The sequence below is a fragment of the Streptomyces sp. NPDC059787 genome (assembly GCF_042732315.1).
Lineage (GTDB): Bacteria > Actinomycetota > Actinomycetes > Streptomycetales > Streptomycetaceae > Streptomyces > Streptomyces atrovirens.
Map to the genome: position 1 here is coordinate 1 of NZ_JBHWHX010000086.1, position 12,181 is coordinate 12,181.

At 71.5% G+C, this 12,181-nt stretch carries 9 protein-coding genes and 2 pseudogenes; 4 read left to right on the forward strand and 7 right to left on the reverse strand.

What is annotated here, in order from left to right; all coding sequences use genetic code 11:
- Window positions 1-236: 236 nt before the first annotated feature.
- The 3 genes from ACFV5H_RS37020 to ACFV5H_RS37030 all read right to left on the reverse strand — a co-directional run bounded on the left by ACFV5H_RS37020 (window position 237) and on the right by ACFV5H_RS37030 (window position 3,564).
- Window positions 237-1,118, reverse strand: coding sequence for an SRPBCC domain-containing protein (locus tag ACFV5H_RS37020; protein ID WP_385199098.1), 882 nt, complete (start codon window positions 1,116-1,118; stop codon window positions 237-239).
- Between the two features lie 86 nt (window positions 1,119-1,204).
- The gene (locus ACFV5H_RS37025) at window positions 1,205-2,878 is read right to left on the reverse strand and encodes a polyamine aminopropyltransferase (protein WP_385058981.1); all 1,674 of its coding nucleotides are present in this window, start codon (window positions 2,876-2,878) and stop codon (window positions 1,205-1,207) included.
- Between the two features lie 167 nt (window positions 2,879-3,045).
- On the reverse strand, window positions 3,046-3,564 hold the full coding sequence (locus ACFV5H_RS37030) for a DUF2617 family protein (RefSeq protein WP_385058980.1): 519 nt from the start codon (window positions 3,562-3,564) through the stop codon (window positions 3,046-3,048).
- Between the two features lie 811 nt (window positions 3,565-4,375).
- Between ACFV5H_RS37030 and ACFV5H_RS37035 the strand changes: the two genes are divergently transcribed.
- Window positions 4,376-5,566, forward strand: a complete 1,191-nt coding sequence (locus ACFV5H_RS37035) for a pyridoxal phosphate-dependent aminotransferase (protein ID WP_385058977.1) — start codon at window positions 4,376-4,378, stop codon at window positions 5,564-5,566.
- Between the two features lie 89 nt (window positions 5,567-5,655).
- Here ACFV5H_RS37035 and ACFV5H_RS37040 read toward each other — a convergent pair whose 3' ends face one another.
- Window positions 5,656-6,210: a Uma2 family endonuclease gene (locus ACFV5H_RS37040; RefSeq protein ID WP_385199100.1), complete on the reverse strand. Its 555-nt coding sequence runs from the start codon at window positions 6,208-6,210 to the stop codon at window positions 5,656-5,658.
- Window positions 6,211-6,396: 186 nt separating this feature from the next.
- Between ACFV5H_RS37040 and ACFV5H_RS37045 the strand changes: the two are divergent.
- Window positions 6,397-6,750, forward strand: a pseudogene (locus tag ACFV5H_RS37045) (aminotransferase); the annotation flags it as partial.
- A gap of 196 nt (window positions 6,751-6,946) precedes the next feature.
- Here the strand turns inward: ACFV5H_RS37045 and ACFV5H_RS37050 are convergent.
- Window positions 6,947-7,111, reverse strand: a pseudogene (locus ACFV5H_RS37050) (Scr1 family TA system antitoxin-like transcriptional regulator); the annotation flags it as partial.
- A gap of 283 nt (window positions 7,112-7,394) precedes the next feature.
- On the opposite strand from ACFV5H_RS37050, the gene ACFV5H_RS37055 reads away from it, so the two are divergent.
- Window positions 7,395-8,069 carry an SCO4225 family membrane protein gene (locus ACFV5H_RS37055; protein ID WP_385199101.1) on the forward strand — a complete coding sequence of 225 codons (675 nt, stop codon included), beginning with the start codon at window positions 7,395-7,397 and terminating at the stop codon, window positions 8,067-8,069.
- Between the two features lie 71 nt (window positions 8,070-8,140).
- Here ACFV5H_RS37055 and ACFV5H_RS37060 read toward each other — a convergent pair whose 3' ends face one another.
- Together ACFV5H_RS37060 and clpB are read right to left on the reverse strand one after the other, a co-directional pair.
- Window positions 8,141-8,671 (reverse strand): YbjN domain-containing protein, encoded by a 531-nt coding sequence (locus ACFV5H_RS37060; RefSeq protein ID WP_030862980.1) that lies wholly within the window; start codon window positions 8,669-8,671, stop codon window positions 8,141-8,143.
- Window positions 8,672-8,846: 175 nt separating this feature from the next.
- Window positions 8,847-11,444, reverse strand: a complete 2,598-nt coding sequence (gene clpB, locus ACFV5H_RS37065) for an ATP-dependent chaperone ClpB (RefSeq protein WP_385199102.1) — start codon at window positions 11,442-11,444, stop codon at window positions 8,847-8,849.
- Between the two features lie 128 nt (window positions 11,445-11,572).
- On the opposite strand from clpB, the gene ACFV5H_RS37070 reads away from it, so the two are divergent.
- Window positions 11,573-11,989 carry a pyridoxamine 5'-phosphate oxidase family protein gene (locus tag ACFV5H_RS37070; RefSeq protein ID WP_385199104.1) on the forward strand — a complete coding sequence of 139 codons (417 nt, stop codon included), beginning with the start codon at window positions 11,573-11,575 and terminating at the stop codon, window positions 11,987-11,989.
- Window positions 11,990-12,181 lie beyond the last annotated feature (192 nt).

Consider the following 12,181-nt stretch of genomic DNA (forward strand, 5'->3'; position numbering starts at 1 on the left):
CCGCCCCCTCGGCGCCCAGTCGTGCCGCTGGGACGGCACGGGTGGGCGCGGGAACGCCGCAACTGCGGGCAGTCGTGCCGCTGGGGCGGCACGGGTGGGCGCGGGAACGCCGCAACTGCGGGCAGTCGTGCCGCTGGGGCGGCACGGGTGGGCGCGGCGGCACCCCGCAAACGCCGGGCTGCGAACACACCCCCCGGCCCACACCAACGCCGGGCACCCGCAAAGGCAACGGCAGCTCAGCGGCGCCTGCGGAGCGCCCTGACCGCGACGACCACCGAGGCGACCGCCAGCGCCGCCGCCGGTGCGGCCCACCGCAGAGGCGTGACGGAGGCGACCGTCTGCGGCGCGGGAACGGGCGCGTAGCGCCCACGCGGCGGAGCGTGGTCCACCTCCTCCGCACTACGGCCGATCATCGTCCGCCGGGCATGCGCCGCCTCGGCCACGGAGTCGTCGTCCGCCTCGAGGGAGGACGACGGAACCTCCGCGTCGAAGACGGACGGCGACACGTCATCCGCATCCGGGGCGGGCGGCGGAGCGTCCTCCGCATCCGGAGCCGACGACGGGACGTCCTCCGCATCCGGAGCCGGCAGCGGAGCGTCATCCGCATCCGGCGTGGTGTCGAAGTCGGTCGTGGCCCGCGGCTCGAAGTCCCCCGTCGACAACAGCTCGGGCGACTCCGGCCCGGGGCCCCGCTCCACCGCACCGGCCCCCAGGTTCTCCGCGAAGCGGTCCAGCAGGCGGGCCACCGCGGAGGCCACCGCGTCCGCCGGAAAGTCCACGATCCGGCCGTCGGCCGTGGCCGTACCCGAGACCGTGAGAGCGGTACCGCCCTCCACGGACCGCAGCCGCAACCGCAGCGCGAGCTTCACCGAGCCGCTGCCCCGGGCCTCCGCCGCCTCGCCCTCGACGGCGTAGGACCCGTCGTCCCGCGCGGACACCCGTACGGCACCCCGATAGGTGACGGAGTGGCTGCCGACGCGGATCTTCAGCCGCCCGGCGACGGGATCCGCCCCGGCGTCGTGCTGGAGCCCGGGCACCGCCCGGGCGACCCGCGCGGGATCGTCCAGCACCTCCCTGAGCCGCTCCGCCTCGACCGGAACGAACACCTCGTGCTCCATGAGTGCGGAGCCTACCCACGCGACGCCGGACCGCACCCCCGTCGGCGGGAAGTCACGGCGCGTCGGCGCGGAACGTAGTAGGGGGCTCAGCCGGAGTACCGGGGGTGCACCAGCGTGGACGGCGGCAGACCGGTGACCCGGGTGCGTTCCGCCGCCCGGACGTCCGCCGCGAGGGAGGAGCCGGTGAGCGTGCGCGGACGCGGCCCGACGGGGTCGAGCCGCGGCTCGGGCAGGTCGCGGGCGGCCAGCACGAACCCCCAGTCACGGTGGACGTGGGCGGTGGCCGTGGCCCCCCGGTCGGGCCCGGCGGCGAAACCGGCCCGCCGGCCGCTCACCCGGTACACGGCGGTACGCAGCCCCGCCGCGCGGAGTGTCGAGTCCACCGTCCAGAAGTCGCGGGGACGGGTCGCCACCGCACCCCCGTGCACCACGAGCCGCCCGCCGGGCGCCAGCACCCGCCGGGCCAGCCCGTAGAACTCCTGCGAGTACAGCTTGGTGCTCGCGGTGATCCCGGGATGCGGCAGGTCCGAGACGACGACGTCGTAGGCCGCCGGGGGCGCCCCGCGCAGCCAGTCGAAGGCGTCCGCGGTGGTCACCCGTACGCGCGGATCGCCGAGGGCGTGCGCGTTCAGCGCGGACAGCGCCGGATCGCGGCGGGCCAGCCGCACCACGCCCGCGTCGATCTCGACGACGTCGACCCGGCGCACACCGGTGTGGCGCAGCACCTCGCGGACGGCCAGCCCGTCACCGCCGCCGAGGACGAGCACGCGTGCGTGCGGTCCGTGCATGGCGGGGTGCACCAGCGCCTCGTGGTACCGGAGTTCGTCCCGGCCGCTGACCCGCAGCCGCCCGTCGAGGAACAGGTTCAGGGGCCGCCCGTCCCGCCCGCCGGTGAGCAGCACCTCCTGGACGTCCGTCTGCAGGGCCACCCGTACGTCGGAGCCGTACATGGCGTGCCGGGCGGCCCGTTCGAAGTCGTCGACGAGGACGGCGGCGGTGGCGAGGACGACGAGCACGCACACGTTGACGGTGACCAGCAGCCGGCGGGCGCGCCGCGTGAGGTCCTGCCGGAACAGCCCGAGCACCAGTGCCCCGCCGACGACCGCGTTGACGGCCCCCGTGATCAGCGCGCCGGTCAACTGGCCGAGCAGCGGCAGGAGGAGGAAGGGGAAGGCGAGCCCGCCGACGAGCGCGCCGACGTAGTCCGCGGCGGACAGGTCGGCCACCGCGCCGCCCGCGTCCTGCCGGCGGATCCGCTGGATCAGCTCCATCAGCAGCGGCACCTCGGCCCCGATCAGCAGCCCGGTGGCGAGGGAGAAGGCGACCAGCAGCGCGCGCGGGCCGCTCGCCCACACGCCGCCCCAGTCACCCGTCCAGGCGAACACGGCGTACAGCGCCATCGCGCTGCATCCGCCGACGAGGGCGAGGGCCGCCTCGACGGCGCCGAACCCGGCCGCCGCGTGCCGCCGCAGCCGTTTCGCGGCGAGGGAGCCGATGCCCATCGCGAAGACCATCACGGAGAGCACGACGGACGTCTGGGCGACCGAGTCACCCATCAAGTACGTGGCCAGCGCGACCAGTTCCAGCTCGTACACGAGTCCGCAGGCCGCACAGACGAACACACCCGCGAGGACCAGGAACCTCCCCGTGCCCTGCCGCACCGGCAGCCGCAGCGCGCTCCCCGCGTCGCCGGCGGGGCCGCCCGGCCCGTCCCAGGACTGCGCGGAGCCGGGCGGTGCGGGGGCCTGCGATTCGATCACCCCAGCGACGTTACGTTACACCTCCACCGCACAGCGTCACCCACACGTGTGGTCTTTGTTTACGCTTGCCCGATATTGGTACGAGCAACGACTTCCTCGATCCCCAGCCCTCGCTCCCCGACCCTCGATCCCCAGCCCTGGATCCCCGCCCCTGGCCCCGGCCGGCCTCACACCGCCGACCTCACCCGCACCCCCACCCTCGTCCGCGTCGCCACGAGCTGCCCGTCCTGCGGGTAGGCGTGCCAGGTCCGCCAGTGCATCTGACCCTCATGGCTCTGGGCGAGCAGCGCCGTGAACGCGTGCGGACTGCCGGGGAAGACCCCGGCGAGACCCTGCGGATGGTCGGAGACCAGGGCCAGCAGCTCCTGGGCACGGCCCGCGAAGGTCTCCGGGGGGAGCATCTCCACCCGGGCGGCGAACTCGTACTCCCAGTCGTCCACCCGCTTGGCCACGCCCAGCGGAAGCGGCGTACTGCTGCCCGGAATGCACGCCACCGTCTCCGAGCAGAGACCACGCTCCTCCTCGAGGAGCACCTGGTGGGACGCGCCGAGCAGTCTCAACTGGACCTTTCTTCCGGCCAGTTCGAGATCGAGGGTGGCCAGCGCGGGAAGCGGCTCGCGTCCCAGGGCCCAGGCGAGGTCGGCCGCGCGCGTGTCGGAATAGGAGGTGTTCAGGGTCGTGAGCATGGATCGGCTCCGCTGGCACACAAGGAGGGGGAGATAGGGGTGTCGCGCACCCCGGTCGCGCCGGGGGACTCGGCCCGTCAGCCCGGTCGCCCGGCCGGAAGAAGGGTCCGCGGGGAGTCCGAGGGCTGCGTCGGTGATTTATAGGCAATCATGAATTGTGGTGCCACCACACCGTTTTTACCCAACTTCGCGGCCTTTCCATCCCTTGGGGGGCTCCCCAGCTCAACTGTTCAACCTCGGCGTGCGCCTTGAGGTGACGGCGTACGCCGGTGGACCGCGCCCCGGAACGGCACAGCGGGGCCCGCCCCAGGTGCGGACCCCGCTGTCGCGGATACGTCATCCCCCGATGCGGAGGCGGGCTGCCCCGTGTCAGCCGCCTCCTCCACCGCATCCGCCGCCGCCCCCGCAGGACGACCCGCCTCCGCAGGACGAGCCACCACCGCAGGACGATCCCCCGACGGAGCCCGACGAGCAGGACCCGCCGTTGCCTCCGCCACCGCCACTGTCGCCCGCCCACCAGCTGTTGCGGCTCCTGCCGCGACGGCCACCGGACGAACCGACGGGGCGGCGCACCGGACGGAACACCGCCCTGCCGGCCGCCCTGCGCCTCCCCACCACGCTCGACCCCACGAACACCAGGACGATCGCGGCCAGAACGATGCCGAAGACCATGACGCCCCCTCCTTCCGAGTCCCCCGTGATCCCCCGAAGCGGCCCCCCGTGGGCGCCTCGCTCACGCGTGTGACCGGGAGATGCCCTCCCCCCGCGCGGCCCAAAGCAGAGTTGAGGAACTCCAGAGCTTCGGCGCAGGATGGCCGCCATGACCTCCAGCGCGCGCCCTCTCCTGAACCGCCGGCTCGCCGAGTTCGGGACGACGATCTTCGCCGAGATGTCCGCCCTGGCCCTGCGGACCGGCTCCATCAACCTGGGCCAGGGCTTCCCCGACACCGACGGCCCCGAGGAGGTCAGGGAGGCCGCCGTACGGGCCCTGCGGGACGGCCGCGGCAACCAGTACCCGCCGGGCCCCGGCATCCCCGAACTGCGCACCGCCGTCGCCGCGCACCAGCAACGCCGCTACGGCCTCCCGTACGACCCCGACACCGAGGTCCTGGTCACCGCCGGCGCCACGGAGGCCATCGCGGCCGCCCTGCTCGCGCTGCTGGAACCCGGCGACGAGGTGATCGCCCTGGAGCCGTACTACGACTCCTACGCGGCCTGCATCGCCATGGCCGGCGGCCGGCGCGTCCCCGTCACCCTCCGCCCCCACGAGGGCCGCTTCCGCCTCGACCTCGACGAACTGCGCGACGCCGTCACCGACCGCACCCGCCTGCTGCTGATCAACACCCCGCACAACCCGACCGGCACGGTCCTCACCCGCGAGGAACTGACGGCGATCGCCGAGCTGGCCGTCGAACGCGACCTGCTCGTCGTCACGGACGAGGTCTACGAACACCTGGTCTTCGACGACGCCGAACACATCCCCCTGGCCGCCTTCCCGGGCATGCGCGACCGCACGGTGACCATCTCCAGCGCGGGCAAGACCTTCTCCTTCACCGGCTGGAAGGTCGGCTGGATCACGGCGTCCCCGGAACTGGTCACGGCGGTCCGCTCGGCCAAGCAGTTCCTGACGTACGTCGCCTCCGGGCCCTTCCAGTACGCCGTGGCGGAGGCCCTGCAACTGCCCGACTCATACTTCGCGGACTTCCGCGCGGACATGCTGGCCAAGCGGGACCTGCTCGCGGGTGGCCTGAAGCGGGCGGGCTTCAAGGTCTTCCGCCCGGCTGGCACGTACTTCATCACCACCGACATCCGGCCCCTCGGTGAGAGCGACGGTTTCGCCTTCTGCCGCGCCCTGCCCGAACGCTGCGGGGTGGTGGCGATCCCGAACGCCGTCTTCTACGACCACCGCGAGCAGGGCGTGCCCTTCGTGCGGTTCGCCTTCTGCAAGCGGACAGAGGTGCTGGAGGAGGCGGCCGCCCGGCTCAAGTCGCCGACCGCATGACAGCCGACCGACGTACCAGCCACACGTACACGGCTACCCCGAGCCGCCACGCACCCACACCGCGGCGGCGCCGCACCGGAAGTCCTTCGTCAGCGGGCGTCTGCCTCGAGCTCCGGGCGCGGGAGCTCGTCGAGGTCGAGGGTGAAGGTGCGGCCGTCGGCCAGGGGGATGGGGAGCTTGCCCGTGCCGTACTTGTGCGTGTGTGCCGCGCTGTACCCCGTGGCGGTCGGCTGGGTGTGGAGGACGACTTCCTGCGCATACGGGTCCACGACCAGGTAGATCGGGATGCCGTAGCGGCCGTACTTCGCGGTGCAGTCGTCATAGTCCTTGCGCGCGGAGGAGGTCGAGACGACCTCGGAGATCAGCAGGACGTCCTCGAAGCTGTAGCGCTTGCCTTCCTTGCGTGCGTCCTCGCACAGGATCGCGAGGTCGGGGGCGGAGTTCTCGTCGGCGGGGAAGTCGATGTAGACATCGGAGGTGACCTTCGCGTGACGGCCGAGGGCGAGAGCGGAGTCGATCTGCATCGACCTGATGGTGCTGGAGTGCTCTTCGCTCTGCGGGGTCAGGATCACCTTTCCGTCGGCCCCGAACAGGACCGTGTATCCCTTGGGGAACTCGGTGTGCACGATCGCGTCGACGCTCATGGACGGCTCCTTCCCGTGTGTGGTCAGAATACGGCTGACAGCGCGGTATCACCGAGCCCGGCGGTACGGCTGTAGGAGCAGTTCGGACAGGTTCTGCGGCCGTCACGACGTCCCGACCGGCGACAACTGATTCTGGTGGCCCTGTGTGCCTGGATCGGCATGAGTAGGTGAACGAGGAGTGGACGGGTCACGGCGGTGCGCTCGGCGAAGCAGTTCCTGACGTACGCCGCGTCCGGCCCGTTCCCGTACGCGGTCGCCGAGGCGCTGGCGCTGCCCGACACGTACTTCTCCGCCTTCCGGCAGGACATGCCCCGTAAGCGGGCCGGGCCATCCTCTCCACGGGCCTGCCGGAGGCCGACTTCGAGGTCTTCACCCCCGGCGTGCACGTACTTCATCATCACCGACATCGCCCCCTTGGCGAAAAGGACGCCCTCACCTTCTGCCGCACGCTCCCCGCCCGCTGCGGAGCGTACCCGGGTCCGCTTCGCCTTCTGCAAGAAGCCGGAGGTTCTGGAAGCGGCAGCCGCCCGGCTCGGTTGACGTCAGCGCTTACGGCCCCCGTCAAGACACTTGAAAAGGTCGGTGAAGGCTTCGTCCGTGAGGCGAAGCTGCCGCTCCCACTGCCGTTCGCGACGCCGGAATTCGTCGCGCGCCTCTCGGGTACGAGGGATGGAGCTGTCAACGAGTGCCGCAAATTTCTGGGCGAGGTCCTGCAGCGCCTTGCCCACGTCCCGTCGGCGATCTCTGAGCCGTCCGGCAGCGTCAGAACCGTCAGGGACCCGCCCATCGCGTCATGCCCGCCCTGTTCGAACGGCAGCACCTGCACCTTGATGCGGTGCTCCGTCGCAGCCTTCACCAGCCGCTCCAGCCGCGCCCGCATGACACCGTTTCCGCCGATCGGGACACCCCGACCGTGCTCGCCGGGGAACCGTCACGGAATGCGGATTGGAGCGGATCTCCCGACGACACGCCGTTTGTACGCCGTTCTGCCGGGAGATTCGCTCCGATCAAGGGCTTCAAGGACACGCGCCCGGCAGCCGGTGCGTCGAAGGCGCGCAGGCGCGCAGGCGTTTTCGGCGTACTAGGTGCTGCCGCCCTGCCGGTGAGTAGCCGTACTCATGCCTGGACGGGCCTTCCGGGCCACTGTGGTGATCACCGATCCGTACCGGCTTGAAGGGCCTTCGATGCCGACTTCTCCTCGTTCCCGTCTGCGGCGGCTTTCCGTGCTCGCCACGGACAGTTGGCTCGCCCGGGGCTATCTGGCCTTGTTCGCCCTCGGCGTCCTGGTCATGTTCCTCTTCCCGGAGAGCCCTTACGCCATGAGCCCCATGGTGCTCACGGCGCCCCTCTCCTTCCTGGCCGTGATCGTCCCCTTCGGGCCCGGTACCGGGGGAGGCGGGCCGGTCGAGGTGCTGGCCACCGGCCTCTGGTTCGCGTGGACCCTCCTGTGTGCCCTCGTGAACGCCGCCGCGCTCGGCGCCCTCGCCAGGAAGTCGGACCGGGCACCCTCCGTACGTCCTCGCCCACGGGCCCCACAGGCCCCACGGACGCTGCTCGCGCCCGCCGTGGACAACTGGTTCGCGCGTGGCTATCTCGCCGTGGTCGCGGCGGCGCTGGGGACCTTCCTGTACGCCGTGTTCGTGTCGTCGGACCCGGGGTTCGCGGGGATATGGCCCATCATGGCCGCGGCACCGCTCAGCTTCCTCGCCCTGCTGGTGACGGCACCCGCGGAGTACTCCTCGCTCACCTGGCTGAGCCCGCTGCTCTTCTCCGTCGGCGTGGTCCTGTCGGGGCTGGTCAACGCCGCGCTGATCGGCCTGCTCGCACACAAGCTGAGGGCCCGCCCCGCAGGGAGGTGAGGCAGAAAAGAGCCTGGTCCGGACAGTGGCTGTCCGGACCAGGCTCTCGTCACGCCATGCCTGAGGACGGACTACTCGTCGTCCTCGGGCTTGTCGTCCGTCTCGTTGATCTCCTGCTCCAGGCCGAGCTGCTCGACGAGCCACTTGTCGAACTCGATCGCGGCCCGCACCCAGCTGACCGTCGACGAGACGAAGTGCTCCAGGCTGACGCCCATGCCGATCAGCATCTGGGCCTCACCGATGAGACGGACCGTGCCGTCGTCGTGGGTGTGGGTGTAGACCTTGGGCCACAGCGTGCGCCGGTTCCAGTCGTCGACGGACTCGAGCAGCTGGGGCTTCTCGTCGATCTGGTGCGGCCGGTCGTAGAACGTCCGGACGGAGAAGATCTGCTGGTCGCCCTCACCGCGGAACATGAAGTAGGTGCGGAACTGCTCCCACGGCGCCGCGAGGTCACCCTCGTCGTCGACGACGTACTTGAGCTCCATCTGGTCGAGGAGCTGCTTCACGAGGTCCTGATCCGGGACGACGGGGCCCGCCGGTCCTTGCGGCTGCGGCTCGGGCTGGCCCCCGAAATTCGGAATCGAGGACGGGTCGATGGTCACCGTGAATTTCCCTTCGTACGGATCCCGCCATCCTCCCCCATGCGGGGAGGGGGGTGGCAAGCCCCGACGGGCCTGTCAGCCGTGGGCTGACTCGATCCGGTCAATGCCGGGGTACCCGGTACGGCTCGGGCCCAACGCCCCGGAGGGACATCGGGCCCGAAAACGAAACCGTCACTCAGAGTGACTTGCCGGTGGCCGGGCCCACCAGCAGCCCGTCCTCGAAGCGGTCCACGCGGACCGTGTCGCCGTCCTTGACCTCGCCGGCCAGGATCTCCTTGGCGAGGCGGTCGCCGATGGCGGTCTGGACGAGGCGGCGCAGGGGGCGGGCGCCGTAGGCGGGGTCCATGCCCTCCTCGGCGAGCCACTCCAGCGCCTCGGGGGTGACGTCCAGGGTGAGGCGGCGTTCGGCGAGGCGGCGGGAGAGGGACTCCAGCTGGAGCTTCGCGATGCGTGCCAGTTCGGGCCTGGTGAGGGCCGAGAAGACGACCAGGTCGTCGAGGCGGTTGAGGAACTCGGGCTTGAAGGAGGTCCGGACCACCTCCAGGACCTGTTCCCTCTTCTCCGTCTCGGTGGTCACCGGGTCGACCAGGTACTGGCTGCCCAGGTTGGACGTCAGGACGAGGATGGTGTTGCGGAAGTCCACCGTGCGGCCCTGGCCGTCGGTGAGGCGGCCGTCGTCGAGGACCTGGAGCAGGATGTCGAAGACCTCGGGGTGGGCCTTCTCGACCTCGTCGAGGAGGACGACGCTGTAGGGGCGGCGGCGGACGGCCTCGGTGAGCTGGCCGCCCTCCTCGTAGCCGACGTAGCCGGGGGGCGCGCCGACGAGGCGGGCGACGGAGTGCTTCTCGCCGTACTCCGACATGTCGATGCGGACCATGGCCCGCTCGTCGTCGAAGAGGAAGTCGGCGAGGGCCTTCGCCAGCTCGGTCTTGCCGACGCCCGTGGGGCCGAGGAAGAGGAAGGAGCCGGTGGGGCGGTCGGGGTCGGCGATTCCGGCGCGGCTGCGGCGCACGGCGTCGGAGACGGCGCGTACGGCCTCGGCCTGGCCGATGAGGCGCTTGCCGAGTTCGTCCTCCATGCGGAGCAGCTTCTGGGTCTCGCCCTCCATCAGACGGCCGGCGGGGATGCCGGTCCAGGAGGCGACGACGTCGGCGATGTCGTCGGCGCCGACCTCCTCCTTGACCATGGTGTCCTTCGCGGCCTCCTCCTCGGCCTCGGAGGCGGCCTCCAGGTCGCGTTCGAGCGTGGGGATCTCGCCGTAGAGGAGTTTGGAGGCGGTGTCGAAGTCGCCGTCGCGCTGGGCGCGTTCGGCCTGGCCGCGGAGTTCGTCGAGCTTCTCCTTCAGTTCGCCGACCCGGTTGAGGGACTGCTTCTCCTTCTCCCAGCGGGCGTTGAGGCCGCGCAGTTCCTCCTCCTTGTCGGCGAGGTCGCGGCGCAGCTTGTCCAGGCGCTCCCGGGAGGCGGCGTCGGTCTCCTTGCCGATCGCCATCTCCTCCATCCTCAACCGGTCCACGGCGCGCTGGAGTTCGTCGATCTCGACGGGCGAGGAGTCGATCTCCATGCGGAGGCGGCTGGCGGCCTCGTCGACGAGGTCGATGGCCTTGTCGGGGAGGAAGCGGGAGGTGATGTAGCGGTCGGAGAGGGTGGCGGCGGCGACGAGGGCGCTGTCGGCGATCTGGACCTTGTGGTGGGCCTCGTAGCGGCCCTTGAGCCCGCGGAGGATGGCGATGGAGTCCTCGACGGTCGGTTCGGCGACCAGGACCTGCTGGAAGCGGCGTTCGAGGGCCGGGTCCTTCTCGATGCGTTCGCGGTACTCGTCGAGGGTGGTGGCGCCGACCATGCGGAGTTCGCCGCGGGCGAGCATGGGCTTGAGCATGTTGCCGGCGTCCATCGCGGAGTCGCCGCCCGCGCCGGCACCGACGACGGTGTGGAGTTCGTCGATGAAGGTGATGACCTGGCCGTCGGATTCCTTGATTTCGGCCAGGACCGTCTTCAGGCGTTCCTCGAACTCGCCGCGGTACTTGGCGCCGGCGACCATGGCGCCGAGGTCGAGGGCGACGAGCCGCTTGTTCTTCAGCGACTCGGGGACGTCGCCCTTGACGATGCGCTGGGCGAGGCCTTCGACGACGGCGGTCTTGCCGACGCCGGGCTCGCCGATCAGCACCGGGTTGTTCTTGGTGCGGCGGGACAGGACCTGCACCACGCGCCGGATCTCCTGGTCGCGTCCGATGACGGGGTCGAGCCTGCCCTCGCGGGCGGAGGCGGTGAGGTCGGTGCCGAACTTCTCCAGGGCCTTGTACTGGCCCTCGGGGTCGGCGGTGGTCACCCTGCGTGCTCCGCGCGCCTTCTGGAAGGCGTCCTGGAGCTTCTTCGCGGTGGCGCCCTGCCGGGTGAGGACCTCGCCGGCGGCTCCGCCCTTGGCGGCGGTGCCGATGAGGAGGTGTTCGGTGGAGAGGTACTCGTCGCCGAGGTCACGGGCGCGGGACTGGGCGTCCGCGATGACGGCGAGCAGTTCACGGTTGGGCTGGGGCGGTGCGACGGTGGAGCCGGTGACGCTCGGCAGGCCGGCGAGGACGCGCTCGGCCCCGGAGCGTACGGCGGCCTGGTCCGCGTCGACCGCGGCGAGCAGGTCCGTGATGTTCTCGTTCTCCTGCCCGGCGAGCAGGGAAAGCAGCAGGTGGGCGGGGGTGAGGTCGGGGTGCCCCTCGGTCACGGCCCGGTTTCCGGCGGCCTGGAGCGCTTCCCGGCTCCGGTTGGTCAGCTCGGCGTCCACGTATCCGTTCTCCTCCTTGCGGTGACCCTTCAGCGGCCTTCGTGGCTGACTCGGTCAACGTACACAAACTTGAGTCTATTCCACTCAAGGTGGCGGACGGGAGTGCGGCGGGGACTAAGTTCCGGTCCATGGCCACCTCGTACTCGGTAGATCCGGGCGATCCGGACGCGTCGTATCTCAGCTTCTGGCGCGAGAAGCACCTGTGCACACTGACCACCCTCCGTCCGGACGGCACCCCGCACGTGGTACCCGTCGCGGTGACGTACGACCCCGGGGCACGCCTCGCCCGGGTGGTCGCGAACGGGTCCAGCGCGAAGGTGCGGCACGTGCTGGCGGCGGGGGACGGGGGTGCCCCCGTCGCGGTGTGCCAGGTCGACGGCCGGCGGTGGGCGACGCTGGAGGGGCGGGCGGTGGTCCGTACGGAGCGGGAGCGGGTCGCCGAGGCGGAGCGGCGGTACGCGGAGCGCTACGGGCGGACGCCGCGGCCGAACCCGTCGCGGGTGGTCATCGAGATCGCGCTCACGCGCGCGATGGGACGCGGGTGAGGCGAGCGGCGCCGTTCGCACCGCCGAGCGATGGCTTCCGGCCATCGCTCGATCGGGTCGATACCCGGAAATGTCCCGGAAAACTGCAGCGGGGGGGCCCGGGGTGGGTGAGGGGGGGGGCCCGGGGGGGGGGGGCCCGGGGGGCGCCGGGGCCGGCCGGGCGCCCCCCCGCCGGCCGGCCCCTCGCCGCTC